Source organism: bacterium, assembly GCA_029210965.1.
GTDB lineage: Bacteria > BMS3Abin14 > BMS3Abin14 > BMS3Abin14 > BMS3Abin14 > JALHUC01.
In genome coordinates this window covers 1-20,296 of the sequence record JARGFZ010000035.1, presented here as the reverse complement: position 1 = coordinate 20,296, position 20,296 = coordinate 1, and the positions used below count along the sequence as shown (strand labels likewise).

Annotated in this window: 19 protein-coding genes and 1 riboswitch; of the genes, 13 read left to right on the top strand and 6 right to left on the bottom strand. The window is 52.7% G+C overall.

Annotation, left to right across the window (positions count from 1 at the left end; all coding sequences use genetic code 11):
* Positions 1-4: 4 nt before the first annotated feature.
* Positions 5-775 carry a thiazole synthase gene (locus P1S59_11435; protein MDF1526865.1) on the bottom strand — a complete coding sequence of 257 codons (771 nt, stop codon included), beginning with the start codon at positions 773-775 and terminating at the stop codon, positions 5-7.
* A 35-nt stretch (positions 776-810) separates the two neighbouring features.
* On the bottom strand, positions 811-1,572 hold the full coding sequence (locus P1S59_11430) for a HesA/MoeB/ThiF family protein (GenBank protein MDF1526864.1): 762 nt from the start codon (positions 1,570-1,572) through the stop codon (positions 811-813).
* Positions 1,573-1,622: 50 nt separating this feature from the next.
* Positions 1,623-1,718: riboswitch (TPP riboswitch) on the bottom strand.
* A 234-nt stretch (positions 1,719-1,952) separates the two neighbouring features.
* Here P1S59_11430 and P1S59_11425 point away from each other — a divergent pair.
* Entirely contained in the window at positions 1,953-2,174 is a 222-nt protein-coding gene (locus P1S59_11425; GenBank protein MDF1526863.1) for a hypothetical protein, read from the top strand.
* A gap of 112 nt (positions 2,175-2,286) precedes the next feature.
* On the top strand, positions 2,287-2,502 hold the full coding sequence (locus tag P1S59_11420) for a hypothetical protein (protein ID MDF1526862.1): 216 nt from the start codon (positions 2,287-2,289) through the stop codon (positions 2,500-2,502).
* Positions 2,503-2,592: 90 nt separating this feature from the next.
* On the opposite strand, the gene P1S59_11415 is transcribed toward P1S59_11420, so the two are convergent.
* Complete coding sequence (locus P1S59_11415) at positions 2,593-3,807, bottom strand: hypothetical protein (GenBank protein MDF1526861.1); 1,215 nt, start codon at positions 3,805-3,807, stop codon at positions 2,593-2,595.
* Between the two features lie 845 nt (positions 3,808-4,652).
* Between P1S59_11415 and P1S59_11410 the strand changes: the two genes are divergently transcribed.
* The 6 genes from P1S59_11410 (at position 4,653) to P1S59_11385 (ending at position 11,467) form a co-directional block, all read left to right on the top strand.
* Positions 4,653-5,330 carry a TonB-dependent receptor plug domain-containing protein gene (locus tag P1S59_11410; GenBank protein MDF1526860.1) on the top strand — a complete coding sequence of 226 codons (678 nt, stop codon included), beginning with the start codon at positions 4,653-4,655 and terminating at the stop codon, positions 5,328-5,330.
* Complete coding sequence (locus P1S59_11405) at positions 5,269-6,510, top strand: TonB-dependent receptor (GenBank protein ID MDF1526859.1); 1,242 nt, start codon at positions 5,269-5,271, stop codon at positions 6,508-6,510. Before P1S59_11410 ends, P1S59_11405 begins: the two co-directional genes overlap by 62 nt.
* Positions 6,511-6,572: 62 nt before the next feature.
* The gene (locus P1S59_11400) at positions 6,573-7,166 is read left to right on the top strand and encodes a YfiR family protein (protein ID MDF1526858.1); all 594 of its coding nucleotides are present in this window, start codon (positions 6,573-6,575) and stop codon (positions 7,164-7,166) included.
* Positions 7,163-8,809: an ATP-binding protein gene (locus P1S59_11395; protein MDF1526857.1), complete on the top strand. Its 1,647-nt coding sequence runs from the start codon at positions 7,163-7,165 to the stop codon at positions 8,807-8,809. The genes P1S59_11400 and P1S59_11395 overlap by 4 nt, the downstream gene beginning before the upstream one ends.
* Positions 8,806-9,780 (top strand): response regulator, encoded by a 975-nt coding sequence (locus P1S59_11390; protein ID MDF1526856.1) that lies wholly within the window; start codon positions 8,806-8,808, stop codon positions 9,778-9,780. The genes P1S59_11395 and P1S59_11390 overlap by 4 nt, the downstream gene beginning before the upstream one ends.
* Before the next feature lie 40 nt (positions 9,781-9,820).
* Complete coding sequence (locus tag P1S59_11385; GenBank protein ID MDF1526855.1) at positions 9,821-11,467, top strand: response regulator; 1,647 nt, start codon at positions 9,821-9,823, stop codon at positions 11,465-11,467.
* Between the two features lie 165 nt (positions 11,468-11,632).
* On the opposite strand, the gene P1S59_11380 is transcribed toward P1S59_11385, so the two are convergent.
* The 3 genes from P1S59_11380 to sfsA all read right to left on the bottom strand — a co-directional run bounded on the left by P1S59_11380 (position 11,633) and on the right by sfsA (position 15,585).
* Positions 11,633-12,577, bottom strand: a complete 945-nt coding sequence (locus tag P1S59_11380; GenBank protein ID MDF1526854.1) for a cytochrome b5 domain-containing protein — start codon at positions 12,575-12,577, stop codon at positions 11,633-11,635.
* A gap of 329 nt (positions 12,578-12,906) precedes the next feature.
* Positions 12,907-14,694, bottom strand: a complete 1,788-nt coding sequence (locus P1S59_11375) for a phosphoenolpyruvate carboxykinase (protein MDF1526853.1) — start codon at positions 14,692-14,694, stop codon at positions 12,907-12,909.
* Between the two features lie 174 nt (positions 14,695-14,868).
* Positions 14,869-15,585, bottom strand: a complete 717-nt coding sequence (sfsA, locus tag P1S59_11370; protein MDF1526852.1) for a DNA/RNA nuclease SfsA — start codon at positions 15,583-15,585, stop codon at positions 14,869-14,871.
* Positions 15,586-15,779: 194 nt separating this feature from the next.
* On the opposite strand from sfsA, the gene P1S59_11365 reads away from it, so the two are divergent.
* From P1S59_11365 to P1S59_11345, 5 genes are all read left to right on the top strand, one after another.
* Positions 15,780-16,451: a hypothetical protein gene (locus P1S59_11365; GenBank protein MDF1526851.1), complete on the top strand. Its 672-nt coding sequence runs from the start codon at positions 15,780-15,782 to the stop codon at positions 16,449-16,451.
* A gap of 331 nt (positions 16,452-16,782) precedes the next feature.
* Positions 16,783-17,712, top strand: a complete 930-nt coding sequence (locus P1S59_11360; GenBank protein ID MDF1526850.1) for a patatin-like phospholipase family protein — start codon at positions 16,783-16,785, stop codon at positions 17,710-17,712.
* A gap of 554 nt (positions 17,713-18,266) precedes the next feature.
* On the top strand, positions 18,267-18,656 hold the full coding sequence (locus P1S59_11355; protein ID MDF1526849.1) for a helix-turn-helix transcriptional regulator: 390 nt from the start codon (positions 18,267-18,269) through the stop codon (positions 18,654-18,656).
* A 4-nt stretch (positions 18,657-18,660) separates the two neighbouring features.
* Complete coding sequence (locus P1S59_11350) at positions 18,661-19,929, top strand: DEAD/DEAH box helicase family protein (GenBank protein MDF1526848.1); 1,269 nt, start codon at positions 18,661-18,663, stop codon at positions 19,927-19,929.
* Positions 19,930-20,042: 113 nt separating this feature from the next.
* Positions 20,043-20,296, top strand: a 254-nt coding sequence (locus tag P1S59_11345; GenBank protein MDF1526847.1) for a DUF4372 domain-containing protein, incomplete at its 3' end; no start/stop codon positions are given.

Genomic DNA, 20,296 nt, shown 5'->3' with positions numbered 1-20,296 from the left:
TTATTTACCTCAAAAATCCGGTCAGTGGGCTGGACGCTTCGGCTTTCTTGCGGGGTTTGCCCAGCCCGGCAATAAACGCCTCTCTTCCGGCCTCAGTGCCTTTTTTAAAGGCCCGTGCCATGGCGGCAGGGTCACCGGCCACAGCAATAGCGGTGTTTACCAGAACCGCGTCGGCTCCCATTTCCATGGCTTCGGCAGCGTGGGAGGGCGCTCCCAGTCCAGCGTCTACGACTACAGGCACGTTTGCCATTTCGATGATGATCTCAATGGCGTCTCGCATCCTGATCCCCCGGTTGGAACCGATGGGGGATCCCAGGGGCATCACAGTGGCTGTGCCTACTTCCTCCAACCGTTTGGCCAGGATGGGGTCGGCATGGATGTAGGGGAGAACTGTAAACCCGTCCTTAACCAGGATCTCTGCGGCCTTTAAGGTCTCTATAGGATCGGGGAGGAGGTAGTTAGGGTCCGGTGTTACCTCCAGTTTGATGAAATCCCCGCCCCCGGCGGCTCTGGCAAGCCTCGCCAGGCGCACCGCTTCCTCTGCGTCCCTGGCGCCTGATGTATTGGGCAAAAGGACGTATCGATCGCGGCCTACATTGGAGAGGATGCTGTCCCCCGGATCGTGGATGTTGACCCTCCGGAGAGCTACGGTGACCATTTCGGTCCCGGATTCCTGCAGGGCCTCCTTCATTACCTCCGGGGAGGAGAACTTGCCTGTTCCCATCAAAAGACGCGATGTAAAGGTATGCCCTCCGATCACTAGTGGTTTGTCCATAGAATCAGCCTTTCCGTTGATCGCCCGGGTGGGTTTTACTCGCACACCCGGCAGCGTTTGTCCATGGGAAGCCTGACCTTTCTAAAGGCCATGGCTGCCGCATCGAAGGTGAGAAGGGCGCCCGTGAGCAGTCCATCCATACCGAGAAGATATTTGATGGCCTCCGTGGCCTGAATGGCGCCGAGGATCCCCGGTACCGTACCCAGAACACCGGCTTCGGCGGCCGTTTTGACCTTTCCCGGGGCCGGAGCCTCCTGGAATACGCAGCGGTAACAGGGGCCTTTGGCGGGGATCACGGTCATGGTCTGGCCATACATGGCCAGGATACCGGCGGTGGAAAAGGCAATGCCCGCACCGACGCAGATATCGTTAATGAGAAATTTTGACTGGAAATTATCGGTGGCCTCAACGATGAAATCATAAGAGGCAGCGATGCCCGGCCCGTTGGAACGGTCGATGCGGAACGGGTACTCTTCGACCTCCATATCGGGTCTGAGGTGCTCGATACTTCTACGGGCGGAAACCGTCTTCCCCTCGCCCAGGTCGGGGGGGCCGTGAAGGATCTGGCGGTTGAGGTTGGAAGGTTCCACACGATCGCTGTCGGCGATGCCGATGCGGCCGATCCCGCAGGCAGCGAGGTAATAGAGGGCCGGGCTGCCCAGACCGCCCGCCCCTATAACGAGGACGCCGCTGCCCAGGAGTTTGGCCTGGCCTTCCTGGCCGATCTCGGGGATCAGGAGATGTCTGCTGTATATGTCCCGCTCGGTGTTCGTGAGGGGCCTGGTGGTACCGGGCATAATAAAAAAACCGCCTCTCTTTCGGGAAACGGTTTTTTTTCGCCTTGCGGCTGGTGCCAGTTCCGTTTCCCTACGCCGGTATTATCCGGGTCAGGTAAGTAAGAGTATGATCTCAGACCGCAGAGCGGACACCCCTAACTTTGGCTTATATTTTTGTATGGGTCATAGGATAGTAAAATCAATAAAGATGTCAAGGAAAAATGGTAAGACCAGTGGGTTCAGGACGCAGCACGCAGGACGCAGGAGATCTTACGCTATGAGCTGTTGGTTTTCAGCCGATATCACTTATCCCCTATACCATACACCTCTGTGTGGTTAAGTTATACTTGGTGAAAGAATATTTTGTCTAAAATCTGGAATTGACCCACAGGAGGCTTAAAATGGTTAAAGTAAAAACGTTTTCGATCCCCTTAAAGGTCTTCCACGCCCACGAAGAGCTCGAAACCCTCGACGAGCAGGTTAACGCCTTCCTTGAGGGAGACAATGTGAAAAAGGTCATCTCCGTAAGTGACGCTGTGACCACAGATGACAAGGGGGCTGGCATCGGGCTGGTGAGGGTGGTAACTTACAAAACAAGGGACAAGGAGAAGGACAAAAAGTGAGCTCGGTGAACCGTGAACAGTGAACGGTGAAGTGTAAGGATAGAAGCGGGATTTTGTGCTATTCTGTTAACTATTGACCATTCACCGTTTACCTTTTTTCGGGGGTATTCGCATGAAAGCAAAAACGTGGGCGATCGTTGTACTTCTCTTCCTTTTCGCTGTTATCCTCCTTCAGAATATGGAGGTGGTGGCCTTCAAGATATTCTTCTGGGATATCACCATGTCCAGGATCATCGCCTTTCCTCTCCTGGTGCTTATGGGGATGGTCATGGGATTTGTTCTGGGGAAGTTAACTGGCAAGGCACACAGGGAGAAGAAAAATTATTGAGAATTCTGCATTGAGCATTGAGCATTAAGGATTTCGAATTGTTAATTGGCATCATGCTTCTTTGCTTTAAAAATCCTCAATCCGGAATCCTCAATTCGCAATCCGCAATTTGTTTACTTCCCTCCAGTCCTCCAGAAACCTTCTTCCCCCGTGTTCCATGATCATCTCCACATCTATCCTGTCGTTCTTCCGATCGATGGCCTTACGGACAAGGGCTATGTCCTCTGGGTCTCCATCCTTCAGATAGGCGAACTTCAGCATATTGCCCATGGGCAGCAGCTTTGGAGTGTTGTAGTAGTCACTTCCCGGAGGGCCGTCCCGACCCAGGTAGATGCCCATGAAGGGGCGCGGTTGGCCCAGGAGCATCTCTGATGTGTAAAGGGGGTCGCAGGGGGATAGGGTTTTAAGGTCGTAATCGAATTCACCGCCACCGGCGTTTCTACCCCAGGTCACATCCGCGCCTTTCAGGGCCGGACCGTTCTCCCCGCTCAGGAGATAGTCCAGATAAAGGCTCCACCGGATAACTCTGTGGTTTACAGCGTCAGGCGAATCCGAGGCCGGGTATATCTCGTTGGAACGAAGGGCAACGTCGAAGGCAGTGCGCTCGTCCAGGGGCAAGGGGATATCCTTGCCGATCATGAAGGCCCGATGATGGTTGTGCTGGGCCAGAATTATTGCTATGGGTGCCTCAGCCTCATCAAGAACGACGTGGACGGCCACGAAGTTGTCCAGCACATGCCAGTCATCCCTGTCGAAACCACCCAAGGTAAGGAGAAGCCTGGACCAGGCTGACAGTTCCGCCGGCAGGCCGCTGGTGGCAAAAAGGACGTTGTACTTCAGGAATATAAGATCGTGTTTTTCTATAGAGCCGTCCGGTTCCAAAAAACTGACCAGCTCCCGGTAAATTCTTCCGTAAACGGCCGGGGACCTGTCCTCACCCGGGGTCGGTGACCCCTCTCTCCACCTGACATCCTTCCCGTCAGATCTGAAGCGCTTCGTGTCAAATTCCAGGTAGGCGCCCCGGTCCGCGCGGTGTTTCTGAAGAAGCCCCCTGTTCACATCCAGGGCGACGATATTTTTGTCCGGCCAGGATTTCATGACCGTATAGGGCAGGAAATCCCTGTAAAAATCGATAGGGTAGGAGCCGCCGGGGGGGAGAATGAACCGTGGCCGGAACCTTTCAAGTAATTCCCGATCCTTTTCGGCAGGTGGTGGGGTAGTATCGCACCTGGCCTGATAATATTCCCTAAAACCCGGATAATCGGCAAAGGTGTGATACTTTCCTGAACAATTAATAATGCTCAAAGGTATCAATATTAAAAGGATCGGTAAGGTACGGTTAATATTCATGATTTTGGATTGTGCAGGAAATAGTGAACAGTGAATAGTGAAAAGTGAACGGACAAACTTGACACTTCCAACCGAAAACACAAGCTTTTCACGGTTCACGGTTCACGGTTCACGGTTCACGGTTCACGGTTCACGGTTCACGGTTCACGGTTCACGGTTCACGGTTTCATCCGTTCTCCGTTTTCCAGGTTTCTGGATTAGCTCTCCCCCTGAATGTGGTTTCCTCTGCGCTCTTTGCGCACTCTGCGTTAAATCAGGTCTTGTTCGCCAGGTCGCTCAGCCTGCCGCGGCGTAGTCCGACTTGTGAGGGCATAGCCAACGGCGACGCCCCAAGGACGAAGACGGGTCGCCAAGTCGATCGATTTTTCCGCAACCCTCAATTCTCAATTTATCCCACTTACTGCCAAAAAATGTCAGATGTGACGATTCTGGTCGTTTATTTTATGCAGCCACGAATCAGTGAAGCTGAACAATGCCGCCTAAGTGATTGTTTTTAAATGCTAAATATAGGAGCATAATAAACCTTTGCCGGGCATGTAATTTGCGCACTATTGTGATGTCATTTCAAATATGCAATCAAATCGTGGTGGTTTTTCTATGGCTTAAAGACCTTCACGATAGGAACCATTTATAAAAACAGTGGTTCCGATCCAGATCAGCGGCCTCGTTTTGAATAAGATGCGGTCCCTGGATCACCGGACTGAGCGTGAATGAAAAACCTGTTTTAAAGGAGCCAGGTCATGTTTTATTACGAAAGCGGATTGAAACCGGTATGCGCTACCTGAAAAGTTGTTAAAGGTTTGCTGTTAATAACGCTGGCTCTGGGGTTGTCATGGACAGTCCCTTCGGTGGTCATAGCAGAAGAACCCACTGTCGATCTCACCGAATTGAGCTTGGAGGATCTCATGTCTGTCCAGGTAAAGACGGTGGCCAGTGCTTCCAGATACGAACAGGACGTGTCCGACGCGCCCGCGTCGGTCACCATTATTACGGGTGAGCAGATCCGCCGCTACGGTTACAGGACCCTTTCAGATGCCCTGAGGTCGGTGATGGGGTTTTACGTCACCTCCGACCGGAATTATAGCTACCTCGGTGTAAGAGGGGTCGGTCTTCCAGGCGATTACAATGCCCGGGTTCTTCTCATGGTGGACGGTCACCGTTTTAATGAGGCATCCAACGACAGCTTCTTCACCGGTCCGGGCCTTGGCATCGATATGGACGATATCAAAAAGATCGAGATCGTGAGAGGCCCGGCCTCGGCCCTTTACGGTCAAAACGCCATGCTTGCCACCATCAACATCATTACCAAGGGTCCCGCGGACGGTTCAGATGAGGAGGTGCAGGTGACCCTTGAAGAGCCCGGGATCACGACCCTCGCCGCCAGGACAAAAGGTACTTCAGGTGGAGTTGATTACAGTGTGGGCGTTCTTGCCCTCCACCGGCAAGGAGATCATTCAGGAAGGTTACCAGTATCTTGACCTTACATATACATCAGACCCGGGAGAGGATCTGTCGTGGTGGGTCAAGGCTACAACAGAACACTACTACTATGATGGCGACTTTCCTGTTGCCTATGATTATGACTATTCGGTTCCCACCTGGCGTGATGCCCCCTATACGATCTTCAAGGACGACTGGAAGGTGTACTGGCAATCTCTCGAATTCCAGGGAAATTACAAGGGGATCACTTCAAATAAACTGGCCTTTGGGGCCAAATACTCATTAAACAGCGCAGATCTGGAAAGTTATGACGTTGATCCGTTCTTCCAGTACGAGGACGATGAGCTGACTTACTACAATATATCCGCCTTCGTGCAGGACGAGATCGGCCTTTCGGCTAACGCCTCCCTGATCCTCGGTCTGAATCATAACCTTTACGATGAGGATGTGTTTAAAGGTGACGTTGAGCGAACCAACCCGCGAGTTGGCATCGTTGTCGGGATTGGGCCCCGGACCCGCCTGAAGGGGCTTTACGGCGAGGCGTTCAGGGTCCCCAACCTCAATGAGTTTCTTTACAACGACGGGGGATTGACCCAGATCTCCAACTCCAATCTGGAGGCGGAGGTGATACGCACTGGCGAAGTGATCCTGGAGCACGATCTCAATGCCAAATGGGGTCTGCGCGCATCTGCGTACCGTACAAACCTCGAATCCCTGATCCAGGCTGAAGAGGTCGTAAGCCCCATCGATTTTGCAGAAACGGTGGTCCAGTTCTTAAACAGCCCCGATGACATTATATCCACAGGCCTGGAGTTCGAGATCCGAAAATACATCAGCGAGGATGCCTCCGGGTACCTCTCGGTAGCCCTCCAGACAACGGAAAACATTGAGACGGGGGAAAAGCTGCCCAACTCCCCGGAAGAGTTAGTCAACCTGGGAGTTTCGGTTCCCCTGGTTCGGGGTGAGGTCTACCTCAGTGTGGACAACCAGTATGTGGGAGAGGTCCTGTCGAAGGACCTCAGTGAGACTATTGACTCCTTCTTTCTTGCGAACGCCACCCTGAGCCACAACGCGTTGACGTCGAACCTGGAGATGTCCGTTTCTGTCTACAACCTGTTCAATGTTGATTATTCGCACCCCGGGACCTTTGACCATGTCCAGACCGAGATTCCCCAGGATGAAAGGACCTTTGGCCTGAACGTGAAGTACCGTTTCTGAAAAGGCCTGAGTGAATGAAACGCCGGATAATTTAACCAGGAGTACTACTTAGAAATGCAGCCATGACCTCGAAGCGTTCCTACAGTCCCTGCACGGGAAGAAAAAATGCCGCGTTGGCGGTGTGTCTTGCTTTGGCTATTGCTGTTTTAGCTGTGGCAGCACCCGGGCTCTCTGTAGCTGAGATGCCTGCGGAATATCAGATCAAGGCGGCCTTTGTGCATAACATCGCCAAGTTCGTGCAGTGGCCGGAGGGAGCCCTTGCTGATCCTGAAGAGCCGTTTGGGCTTTATATTCTGGGAGAGGATCGTTTCGGCAGTGCCTTTGACTCCTTTGAGGACAAGATTATCCACAATCGGTTTCTGTCGGTTCACAGGATAGAAGCCTGGGAGGATATTCCCGATGACTGCCGGATCCTTTTTGTTGGCGTCTCGGAGAGAATGGGAATCCAGCGGGTGCTCAGAAAAGTTGCAGACAGGGCCATCCTGACCATCAGTGATGTACCCTCGTTCACAGAATCGGAAGGAATCATTGGCTTGCTTACCGTAAACAACAAGCTCCGTTTTACGGTGAACCGATCCTCTGCCAGCAAAGCTGGATTAATAATCAGTTCCAACCTTTTGAAACTGGCCCTGTCCATACATGGGGAGATCCAATGAACTGGAACCTTCGGAACGCGCCCATCCGGACCAAACTGATCGCTGTCATCCTGCTTGTAACAACGGTGGTGTTGTCAATAGGGGCTGTCCAGTTCATGGTGTTTCAGTACATAACCTTCCGCCACAGCATCATTGAGAGGCTTACGACGGTGGCCGACATCGTCGGGATCAACAGTGCATCCGCAATCCTTTTCAGTGATAGGGAAGCAGCCACACAAAACCTTCTGGCCCTGCAGGCGGAACCCTCGGTCCTGGCCGCCACCATCATCGATGAAAGAGGAAGGCCCTTCTCCCGATACCTCAGCATCCAGGATAATGTGTTTGGCCAGAATAGTGTATCCGGAGAGGTAAGCCACCGTTTCGCTAATGACTGGGAAACTCATTCTGAGGCGATCATGAGCGCCTCAAAATGGGCGGCTTTCGAATGGACCCATGTGGATGTGTCCAGCCCCATCCTGTTTGAGGAAAAGGTGATCGGAACAGTTTTTATCACGGCTACCACAGATACACTTTACGCAAAGCTTTGGGGATTTATGGCGGTGCTCCTTCTGGTGGCCGTCCTGTCCTTCACAGTGGTTGCGGTCCTGTCGACAAGATTGCAGAGATTTATCTCGGTGCCGGTCAACAGGCTGCTCAAAGCCATGAGAAGAGTGTCCGAAGAGGAGGACTACAGCGTCCATGTCAAGAAGACCAACGAGGACGAACTGGGACGACTCATCGACGGTTTTAACTCCATGATGGATGATGTTCGTACGAGGGATGAACTGTTAAAAAACCACCAGAAAGACCTCGCGGCGACTGTAAGTTCGAGGACGGCGCAGTTGACACAGGCCAACATGGATCTGAAAAGCGCCTTCGTGGAGCTGAGAGAAGCAAAAGACACAGCGGAAGCGGCCAACATTGCCAAGTCAAACTTCCTTGCCAGCATGAGCCACGAACTGCGTACACCCCTTAACGCGGTCATAGGTTTTTCGGAGGTGCTCCTCGATTCCCACTTTGGAGAGATAAATGGCAAACAGGAGGAGTACCTCACCGATATTATGGCAAGTGGACAGCACCTTCTGGCGCTGATCACCGATATTCTGGACATCAGCAAGATCGAATCGGGCCGCGACAAACTGGTGCCTGAATCGGTGAACATTCCTGAGATCATTGGAAACTCTCTGGTAATGATCAAGGAGCGGGCCCACAGGAACGGATTGACCCTAAAACTATCCATTGATGAGAGTGTGGACGATCTTCAAGTCACGGCAGATTCCAGAAAAGTAAAACAGGTCCTGTTTAACCTGCTTTCCAACGCCGCCAAGTTTACTCCGGACGGCGGGAGGATCGAGGTCGCGGCGAAAAAGTCGGGGGATGATCTGGTCATCTCTGTAATCGATTCGGGGAGCGGCATTGCCAGGCATGAGATAGAGAAGATCTTTGATGAGTTCTACCAGACCCAGGGAGGGTTGGCCAACAAGACCCCGGGGACAGGTCTGGGTCTTGCGCTGTCCAGAAGGTCCATTCAGATGCACGGTGGCCGGATCTGGGCCGAAAGTAAGGGTGAAGACTATGGATCCTGCTTCTACTTTACATTGCCGCTGGATGCAGCACGGAGCGCTTCAGTAGCCTCAGTGGGGCATCAGGTGGTCATGAAATGAGCGCCCTCAAGGGAAATACGTCAGACAAAACGGTACTGGTGGTTGAGGATAACGTGACGAACCTCAAGCTGACCCGGGATCTGCTGCAGCTCCTGGAGTGCAGGGTCGTGGAAGCTGGCAGAGCAGAGGATGCCCTTAAAATGATCAAAGGGCAGGATATTGACCTTGTCCTCCTGGACATCCTGCTGCCGGACATGGACGGGTTCAAGGTCCTTGAGAGGGCCAAGGGGATGAAGGGTCGCAGCACCGTTCAGACGGTAGTGACTACATGCCTGACCGACCTCGAGAGCAGGGTGAGGGGTGTGGAACTCGGGGCCGACGATTACATCGTCAAACCTGTCAATCCCAGGGAGCTCAAGGCTCGTTTGAAGGTACTTTTGAAAAAAAGGAGGTACATGGACCAACTGAATTACAGCAGACTGAGAGAAACTGATACGGCGATCATGGACAACCTGACGGGGGTTTACAATCGGGATTTTTTCATGCGCTTCATGGAATTGGAACTGAAAAGATCCCAGCGCCATGAATATTCCACCTCCCTGGTGAAGGTCGTTATTCATGATCCTGAGCGATCCGGGAAACAGAAAGAAAACGGTACGAAAGACACGGTACTCAGGGAGGTCGCTTCAGTTCTAAAGTGTGTTCTGAGGGATATTGATCTCATTGCCCGCTATGAAGATGCCGGATTTGCCATGCTTTTGCCCTATTGCGAGGAAACGGGAGTCGTCAACGTTGTTACCAGGATCAGAGAGGCGCTGGCAGCCTCTGTTTTCCCGTCCAGGGACGATCTGTCACAGGGGGTCGTGCCGGTGGTGAGCTTCGGTACGGCCACCTTTCCTGGAGAGGTTGAGAGCGTGGAGCAGATGGCAGTGCTGGTGGAGAAAAAACTTGAAAGTGACAGGATTAACGGTGGGATCATGGGTAGTAAGGAGGGGTTGGAAACCGGACCGTCTTTAAGGGGCAAGGTTTAACGGCCAGGGGGCTGCAGACCTTGTTAAAGGGTATGGCGACATGAAAGCAGAATTGACGTTACCTGTGGAAATTTCCGCTCCGGGAGCAGGGCGTATCCTTGTTGTGGATGACGATGCGCGGAACCTGAAACTTCTGGACGCCATCCTCACCGCGGCGGGTCATCATCCCATCGGTTCCCAGTCGGGTGAGGAAGCCCTGAAGTTTGCGTGCGAGATGAACCCTGATCTTATCCTCCTCGATATCATGATGCCAGGGATAGACGGCTACGGGATCCTCCGTGAACTGAAGGCGGCACCTGAGACCGTGGACATCCCGGTAGTGATGGTAACCTCTCTCCACGACCAGGCGTCAAAAGTCAGGGCCCTGGAAGAGGGGGCGGACGATTTTCTCACGAAACCTGTCAGCAAACCTGAACTGATCGCGCGCGTACGGTCTCTTCTGAAGGTCAAGGCCTACAATGACAGCCTCAAGGATCACCATCAGATCCTCGAGGAAGAGGTGGCAAAAAAAACAGCCAGTCTGAAACTCCACAGCACCCAACTGGAAATACTCAACCAGGCGAGCTGCATGATAAACTCCAACCTCGACGTCGCGTCGATCCTCAGGTCGGTCGTGATAGCTGCCCATGAGTTGTGGGAATCGGATGGCGCCGCAGCCGGTATCGTTGATGACGGGGAGCTTCTGTTTAAGGAATGGTATTGGAAAGGAGAGCGTCACTTCGGGGAGTCCAGGTGTCATATCCTGCGGGACCTTAAAAGCATGTCGAGCTTTATGGAGTTCCTTTTCTGTGAGGATAAACGTTGCGGCGAGACCTGCTTCGTAAAGACATCAGGTTGTGAAATAAACGAGCGATTGGCTGTTCCCATCTACGACAGGCAGAGGAGGATCCAGGCCTGTCTGCTCCTTTTCAATCCGGACAAGAGCCCTTCCGAGAAGAAGATCATTGATAATCCCCTGCCGGGTTTGATCGCAATCGCGGCGACAGCCCTCGATAACGCGCGAAACGTCATGGAATTGAGGGAAAAGGAAGAGGCCCTGCACGCCTCTTTGAATGAAAAGAACCTTCTCCTCAAGGAAATCCACCACCGGGTCAAGAATAACCTTCAGGCCATCGTCGGTCTTCTGGAGGCACATCTTGGAGCCATCGAGAACCTGCGGGACAAGGAAATATTCCAGAAGGGACAGAGCCTGGCCATGTCCATGGCCATCATCCACGAACTTCTTTACTCCACAGAGGACTACACCAAGGTCAACTTTGGTGAAAACACCAGGAAACTGGTTAACCATGCACTTGAGCTATATCCGGACAGGGCCAAAAAAGTGCACGTCAACTACGATCTGGAAGAGCTGTATCTGAATGCAGACACGGCTATACCGTTAAGTTTGATCATCAACGAATTGGTATCCAATGCCCTGATCCATGCATTCCCCAATGGCCGCAGCGGGACTGTTTCCATCTCCATGAGAAAAACAGGCAGAGGCGGGTTCGCGATGGAGATCGCCGATGACGGGGTGGGGATGGATAATACCAGAGAGATAGGCGGTCGGCAGACGCTGGGGTTAAGCCTCATCCATTCGCTTACGGATAACCTCCACGGATCTATGGAGGTTAAGGTAAACGGAGGAACACGATATATCATCCGTTTCAAGGAATACTTCGAATGCGAGGATCTGGAGTTGGGGTGAGGGGAAACTGGTACCCTCGGGAGCCAGGAGACAACCTTTGGCAAAATTGTTGTTGGCAATTTTCTTTCGCGGTTACATTTCTTTGCCTACCCTGCTCCTAGTCAGTGATTTTCGTCTTAAAGGAAAAAATATCTCCTGGCTCCTGGATTCTGACTCCTGCTCTTCTCACCATCTCCACAACGCCACCACCATCAGGATGATTCCCGAGGCTGCGATGCCAGGGATAATTGCCCAGGAAAAGGGCCCCTTTCGGGACGTGGTGGCAGGTTCGGTAACCGTTCCCACAGGTGTAACCCTATCGAAGACCTCTTTTCCGTGGGGCGCTTTGCCAAAATCGCCGGTGAGGTCGTGGCCCGCGTGATGCCCCCCGGGATGGATCCCCTTGCGCCAGAGGTTCCTGCCGGAGACATCGAAGATCTTCCCGTCGATGGCAACCAGGGCCTTGCGCTTCTCCTGGCCGCTGAAAAGGAGCAGGTCATCGGGAGTCAGATCAATTTCGGCTCCCTTGTCCAGGGATCGTGCCAATCGCTTGTACTTTCTGCTCAGAGACACCGTTGTGTGCCACAGGAGGACTACTGTGGCGGTGAGGAGTACGAGGACAGCAGCGATCTTGACCAATAGCAGCAGCCCGAACCGTGTTGTGAAAAGGCCGGGTACCATTTTCATCCGGAAAACCACCATCAAGGGGCCGGTTACCAGCACGATTATTGTCCCGTAGATGATCTGACGAATGTACGGTCTTGGAGGTATAACCAGCCTGCGTTTTCGCAGAGCGGGGCCGAAAGTGTAAAGGAACAGTCCTACCCAGGCTATAGCGAAGGGGATGTGTAATAGATACAGGATGATGTACAGAAGTCTCTGCCCGGTAGAGATCCTCAGGTTAGGATCAATGGGAATGTCGAGATCCTTGAGGCTTTTTTTGAACTTCTCCCCCTCCGGCTTGAGGGGGCCCCCGCCCTGGGGCGAGAGGTGGCAGGCGCTGCAGGGGTTGCCTGTGAACTGTGCGAACTCGGGCCGGGCCGCGGCGTTACCAGGGGCAAGAAAGCTCAATGTGACGCTGATTATGACTGTGAAGGCTAACATGAGTGTTAAGGTTCTATCGTATCTCATACCTGTCCTCCCTGCAGCGCGCCAAGGTTATATCAAGCAATATAAACGCCTGAATTCTTTTTCACCACCCGTTCGTCACTCACTATAGGAATGTGACTCACTAGAGGACACTGAGAATACTGAGGAACCCAAAAGCACTAAAGCTATTCCCTTCACCGAAGTTTTTACAGGGCTCACGCTCTTCCCGTTTCCCGGAATTTCTCAGTGTCCTCATTTTCCTCTGTGGTGAAAAGCGTTGCGGTCATAGCAACTGGCCTTTACCCATATGTGAGGTTTTCCTCAGCGTTTCTCAGCGTACTCCGCGTTAAAAATATCGTCTTTAATAGATGCTACTTGTGGTTCGAGATCAGTTCAAGCAGAACCCTCGCTGCTTCCAGGGGGCCGGTCCTCTCGGAACCAGGCACCCCCAGTCTTGTTCGCATTTGTCCGACGAAGGTTCCCTTGGCAAAAGCCGCCTCAAATACCTTTTCAGCCAGTTTTTCGTGGAGTTTTCGATATTGCTGGGGACCGAAGATGTTGGCGAAATAGCTGTGTGTAAGTCCGGTGGAGGTCGTGGTCCCCTTGGACATGGCTGCGCCCTCACGGAATACGGTCAGGGCTTCCCGGGCATCCGAAAAACCGCTGATGACCGGGTGATCATTGTCCACCTCCTCGTAATTGTTGGCGTAGAGGATCATGTCGATCTCCAGTCCCTTGAGGATCTCATCAATGAAAGCCACCGGCAGAACAACCCTGGCATTGACTTTTTGGGGGCTCATGATGATAGCTCTGTCCACCTGGTTAAAAGCGTACCCGTGTTCCAGATCATCCAGCCTGATGAAGGCCCCCGTCTCTGTCCCGTATCCCATAATGCTTCTGTCCTCTGCAACCTCCAGGGAACCCATGTCGTCAGCCAGGATGGTCATCCTGCTTATCTGGTTCTTGCCGTCAGTGCGCAGGGCTTCTAAAGTTTCCGACTTTCCTGTTGCGGTCTCCCCGATGAGCAGAATGGTGGCCGTGGCAGAGTTCCTCAGGGTGATCTGTGCAAGGGCTCCGTGGAAGGGCATTCGGCCTTTTTTCATCATCTTGATATTGTGGATGGTCAACATCATCTTTTTCAGATAACCGAAATAGCCGAAAGCGTCCCCCCTCGGGATGGCGGCGACCAGAAAATCCTTTTCCTCGTCGTCGAAAAAGACTGTGGGAAGGTCTCCGTACTGTTCCATGTGGCCGGGATCGACGCCGTAAAGATAAATGGCGTCAGGCCCCTGTGTCACCTGCTCATCCGTGGCCAGTTCGAAAAGGTTGGCCAGGGAGCATCCCAGCCCCATAAAACTCTGGTGAAAATATACGAAGATGATGGTGGGGCCTACCTGAGCGGGGTAGCAGAGCCACTCATCGCTTTTAAGTTCAATCCCCTCCAGGGGGTTTTTTTTAACGCGAATGAACTGGCCCGTTCTCTTGTTCTCGGGGGGATCGATGATGAAAGGGGGGTTGATCAGCACCTGGCTTATAAAAGGGATGTTGTGGAGAAGTTCTGTGCTCTGGTCCGGGGAGGGCCACTCCCGGCGCACCGCGATCGTTCCCACGTTGCAGCCGGCGTGCAGCTGACGGAAGATCCTGCAGTGGTCCCCCGAGATGTGTTCGCAGATATCCCGGTAAAGGGCCCTGGTTGTGTCGGTTAGACGTTCCATAGTGGCGTTGAATGTTCGATAGGGCCTTTTGTCGTGACTCAATGGCCCTTCCTCGGAGAAACAGACCAGGTACCGGTCGAAAGACCTCCAGAAATCGTAGAGAGATTCCACAAACAGGTAAAGAGGCCGTGGGTTTTGGAGGTATGCCTCGGTACCGGGTATGGCTTTGACTGCGTATTCGATGGGTGCGTCGGACAGGGCTCTCAACAGGACCAGGAGGAGCCGGCGCTCCTCTTTTGTTTTATGTCCGCTGAACAGGCCTGAAAGAAGAGGGTCGCCATGGTCTTCCAGGTGGTTCAGAAAAAGATGAAGTACCCTTTCAAAAGCTCTACTGGTCACCACCTCCCTGACGCTGGTGCACAGGAGACCGTCGGTGTGGAGGATAACCTGCTTGCCCTCCCACCGCATGTCACGGAGGTACATATGGGAATCGGTTGTATTCATGTCCTTTTTCTAATCCTTTCAGTGTAATAAATGATTCCGCATTCAGTATTCAGCATTGAGAATTTTGCAGGGCATACAATGAACAGTGAACGGTGAAAGGTGAACAGTCAGGCACTTATCCCTTCACTTTTCATACTTCACTTTTTTCCAATCCAGAATCCGGAATCCACAATATTATACTTCTATTTCCCCAAACGGAAGAGTGCGCTTGAAATAGATCCCATCGGGCTGGACCTCGAGAAGGCAAGCTATCATGATGACGCCCGCCCGAACAGCCCGGTGAAAGGTGTCGGCATAGCCGGGATCGACACTCCGGGCCGGAGCAAAGTCACGGCAGTCGGAGCGCTGGACGATGTAAAGGTTGCAGGCGGTGTATCCCTGGGTTTTGGCCCGAATGAGGGTTTCAAGGTGTTTCTGGCCCCGGGTAGTAACGGCATCCGGGAAAAGGGCGGTGTCATCCGACCTGAAGGTGACGTTCTTGATCTCCACAAAACCTTCTTTATCCTCGCGAGAGATCTTCAGGTCGAACCGTGAGTCTTCCCAGGTGGCCTCTCGCTTTAAAACCTTGAACCCCTCCAGCTGTGGATAACCGGTGAGACCCGCGTCTACGATCCGGGCACCGAGTGTGTTGGCGAGGCCGGTGTTTACACCCACCCAGGTGTTATCAGAACAGACCATTTCAAGGTTGTACTCTGTCTTCCGGCCAGGTTTCGGGTCGTGGAGAAGCATGACCGGCGACCCGGGATCGGAGCAGGTCTTCATGGCTCCTGTATTGGGGGTGAAAGCTGTGATAATTCGTCCGTCCTCAAGACCCACGTCGGCCAGGAACCGTTTATACCTCTTTACCAGGATTCCGGGTACTAGCGCATCATAGCTGTGCAGTAGAGTCATGGCCTTTGAAAATTCTTTGGGAAGATATGTGTTTGTTACCTTTTATTTACCCCTGGTTCACGCTAGTGTTATTATTTCAGGTATATTTATTTGAAGACTCCGAAAGGTGCTCTGGAGCAGATTCAAGACGAGGTTTATCGGACCGGTACCTTCCCGTCAAGAACAGGGTCTGAGCTTGAGTGATCTGGCCGCCGATGTTTGAGCGGCAAGGGTCAGAGAGTAATAGGAGGTACCCCTTTGAGTCAAGAGCGGGAGGAAACAGTCTGAGCGGCCTTATCAAGAGTTTTAATTCCATCATTCACTATCTTATCAGCCAGCCTGATTTCCTGCCCGGGTTTCGGGAACAGTTCCGCCCCCAGGAGAGGGGACCTCATGTGGCGGCGCGAAACCTCAACGCGGCCTTTCTCATAGCCCTTAGCGGCAGCCGCTTGTCCCATCCCGCCAGGGGTTATCTTGCCAGCATGTCAGCGGATCCGGACTGGCACGATCCGGCCCGTTTTTACCTGGACGCTATCGGGCGGATAGAGGAAGAAATGGAAAGGGCAGACGGGGATCAGCCGGTGGCATTGTCATGCCTGCGCCTTGCGGTGCAGGCTGCGGCCTTGTTTAGTGATGGGTCCCCGACTGCCAAAAACGATGGTGAGAAACTTGTCCGGGGCGGATCGGAGCGTCTGGGGGAGGCTCTGGCGGATCCTGAAGAGGTGGACATGGCCAGATACCTCAGTGATAAAGGAAGATGGAATCTTTTCTGCGATATCCTGGATGCCCTTGAGAAGGGAATTGCCGACGGGGACAGGTTTTCGGGAACGCTCAAAGATCAAGCCCTGGAAGTGGTACAGAGCTGGCGCAGCGGGGTGGAGAGGTAAGGAAGAATCTGTAACGGCGTATCGGGGAAAGACCTGGAACATGAAAAAATGACCCAAAGGTCGGCTTCATTGCGAGGAGCATCGAGGTTAGCGAGAGCGACGTGGCAATCTCGGTTCCTGTAAAAGAGTCAATAGCTGTCTCTTTAAGGTTCGCAGGGGAAGGCAAATATTGTTATTGTATTAATCCAGGTCTGCTAAGGTTTTAACCGCGTTCTCTGCGTCTCAAGTGAGTCCCTTTCTCTCAGGGACGAAGGGGCGCGAGGAAGCCTTTTGATCTTGATCTGGTGTTTTCTTTGAGATCTGAGATTCGATCTTTCCGGAGGTTATTCTCATGGGTAAAACAGCACTAGTCCTTTCCGGTGGCGGTGGCAAGGGGGCCTTCCAGGTGGGTGCCGAGAAGTACCTGCGGGAGGAGAAAGGGTACACCTGGGATATCATTGCCGGCGTGTCGGTTGGGGCCCTCAACGGCACCATGCTGGCCATGGAGAAGTACGCGAGACTGGAGGAGATTTGGAAGACCATCTCCAATAAAATGGTGTACAGCGGGAAGTTTAATCTCCGCACCCTGTGGAAACTGTACCGTGGCGCCAAATCCATCTACAGCAACGACCCTCTGGCCGCCATCGTGGAAAGGGAAGTCGAGCTGGATAAGATCGTCAAGGAGCTTCGGATCGGCACCGTATCACTCAACTCGGGACGTTACACTGTTTACGGAGGGGATGATCCCAACATCAAAAGAGCCGTCCTCGCTTCGACGGTGGTGCCCATTGTCTGGCCCCCCCAGTACGTTTCCAGCGAGTGTCAGATGATGGTGGATGGCAGCCTCAGGCGGTTTTCCCCTATCGGGGACGTCCTTGATGCCGATCCTGACGAAGTCGTGGTCATTAACTGCTGGCCCAAGCATCCGGCCGCCCTCGCTCATCCTCCCAGGAACATACTGGACATCGCCCTTCGTGCACTGGACATCTCATCCTCCGGCATCATCTGCTCCGACATTCACGAGTTTACCCATATCAACAACAACGTCCGTGAGGCCGCCAGGCACGGTGTGACCCTCCACAACCCCAAGGGTAAACCGTACAAGGAGTACAAGTGCCTCATCATCGAGCCAACGGAGCAATTGGAGCTGGTCCTGGATTTTTCCCGCGAGACGGTGGACAAGGGCCTGCAGATGGGATGGGAGAGGGCGAGGGAGGTCGCGGGGTGGAGAGAGCCCAAAGCCCAAAGGCCAAAGACCAAAGTGAAGCCGGGTGAACCGTGAAGGGTGAACCTGGCTAGCAGCATGGGAGCAGGGGAGCGTGGGTTTGATCATAATCGCCTGACGCGGTGCCCCGCCTTCGCTTCCACCGTCTCTGAAGCTATGGTGGACAGGAAAGCTACGGCGTGGCAAGCACGGTGACGCGGTGACGCGGTGACGCGGGGACGCGTGGGAGAAAGGACCGTGTCATTCCGGGCCGAGCCGTGTAATTAGGCCCATTCCGAATTCTTCCTCTCCCTCCAGGCACGGCGAAGCTTTATGTGAAGACGGCTGAGGGGAGGGGGTCGAGGGGAGGATGAAATAACCGCGAGGACCCGGAATCCAGTGGCATTCTAATAAAGACAGGGTCGCAAAAAGTCCAATCCGGGACTTTTCGCTCCACAAAAAGGGAAAAGCGTCGTTTTCCCTTTCCTCATCGGGTTAAACAACACTTCCTGCGCTGAATCAACAAAAGATGCAATACTTGTGTTGTAATTTATTGACAACGTCGAAGTGTTGTAATAAAACTACAACAAAAGGTGGGAAGATGTGGCGGGATGAAAGGGGGAGATGGAGCGATGGCAGGAAAAAGAGAAGTATCAGAACGCAGATTTGGAGAATTTTTCAAGGCTAAAAGGATGGACCTCGGAAAAACACTTCGGACATTCGCCATGGAAAATGGACTAGATCCCGGGAACCTTAGCAAGTTGGAGAGAGGTGTTTTATCTCCTCCTCAAAAAGGAGGGAAACTGGAAGAGTATGCCGCGCTATTGAATCTTAAAGAGGGTACTGATGATTGGTACACATTCTTTGATCTTGCTGCCGCCGAATCTGGGCGAATACCTGATGATATCTTATCCGATCAAAGAACCCTGGAACGGCTGCCGTTATTCTTCAGGTCAATCAGGGGCAATAAGATAACCGATGAGCAGTTTCATAAATTGATCGAGCTAATCAAAAAGAGCTAATCAAATGAGTTGTGTGGCCCTCGATATTTTAAACTACGAAGACATCAGGACGAGGGCCAATGACTTTCTTGCCTCATATCATCCAGATAGATCCCTGCCAATACCAATCGAAAAAATCATCGGATATCAGTTTGGTATCAACATTTACCCCATCCCGGGATTAAAGCGCTTATTAGGTGAAGCCGAAGTGGAAGGTTTTCTCTCGCAGGTAGTTGATATACGAATGTACAAAGATGGGCTGATTTCAAAAAGCAACTTCAACCTCCCTGGATCAGATGAGGGTATCGACCTACTGGCCCAGACCAAAGAGGGAGATTACTGGGCTATTCAATGTAAGTATCGAGAAGACGAATCTCACTCCCTTACCCGCAAGGAACTCAGCACCTTTACGGACCTGGCTTTCTCTATCTGTAAAGGGATCGACCTGGCCCTGGTATGTACTTCAGCTGACAGATTCAGTCATAAGCTAAAGATGTACGGGGACAGGCTCACGTTTTGTACCGGAGATGAATGGCGGCGATTGGACACCGAATTTTTCTCCACCCTACGCAAACACCTTGCCGGGCAAAAATCTCCCCTTAACCCGCTCAAACCAAGGAAGCATCAGGAAAGCGCTGTAGAGAACGCGCTCCAACACTTCAAGATCGAGAAGAACGCCCGTGGCAAGATGATCATGCCCTGTGGGACCGGCAAGAGCCTCACCGGCTACTGGATAGCTGAAAAACTGGGTGCCAGAAGCGTTCTCGTCGCGGTTCCAAGCCTGGCCCTGATCAAACAGACCCTGGAAGTGTGGACTCGGGAGTCCGTTGCCAACGGTACTGAAGTCAACTGGATCTGCATCTGTAGTGACGAAACGGTCAAGGATGTGGGCGGTGATGATGCTTCCGTTTTTGTACAGGACCTTGGTGTTCATGTTCACACTGATCCCGAAGAGATAGCCGGTTGGCTGAAGAGGAAGAAGACGGGCCGCACAGTTGTCTTTACGACCTACCAGAGCGGCAAGGCTATTGCTGAAGCGTCCAGACTGTCTGGAACGGTGTTCGACCTGGGGATCATGGATGAGGCCCACAAGACCGTTGGCAGGAAGGACAGCACCTTCGCGTGGTTATTGTCCGACGAGAACATCAGGATAAAAAAACGTGCGTTCATGACGGCAACCGAGCGCCGTTATGCCGGCAGCAGTGACCAGCTGGTCAGCATGGATGATCCGGAAACATACGGCGACACATTTGAACTGCTTTCTCACTGCTGTCCGGTTAAATGGTTTGTCTAGCCGTGCAACTTATTGTAATCAAAAGAGAAAGTGCCAATTTATGCCTGTCATCGACTTGAATTCAAAATTCTCATATGGCTATGCTCCTGAAAACTCTCAGGAGGCAATAGCTTATGTACAGTGGGCAGCTCATATTTTCTCAGGTTATCGATCATCTTCCCATGCACACCTTCCGGCGATGTGTTCAACGTTATCGTGGCAATCACCATATCAGAAGCTTTTCTTGTCTGGATCAATTCCTGTGTATGGTCTTCGCCCAACTCACCTACAGAGAAAGCCTGCGGGATATCGAAGTCTGTTTGCGTGCTCAGCAAAGCAAACTGTACCACATGGGTATCAGGGGCCAAGTATCACGAAGCACCCTGGC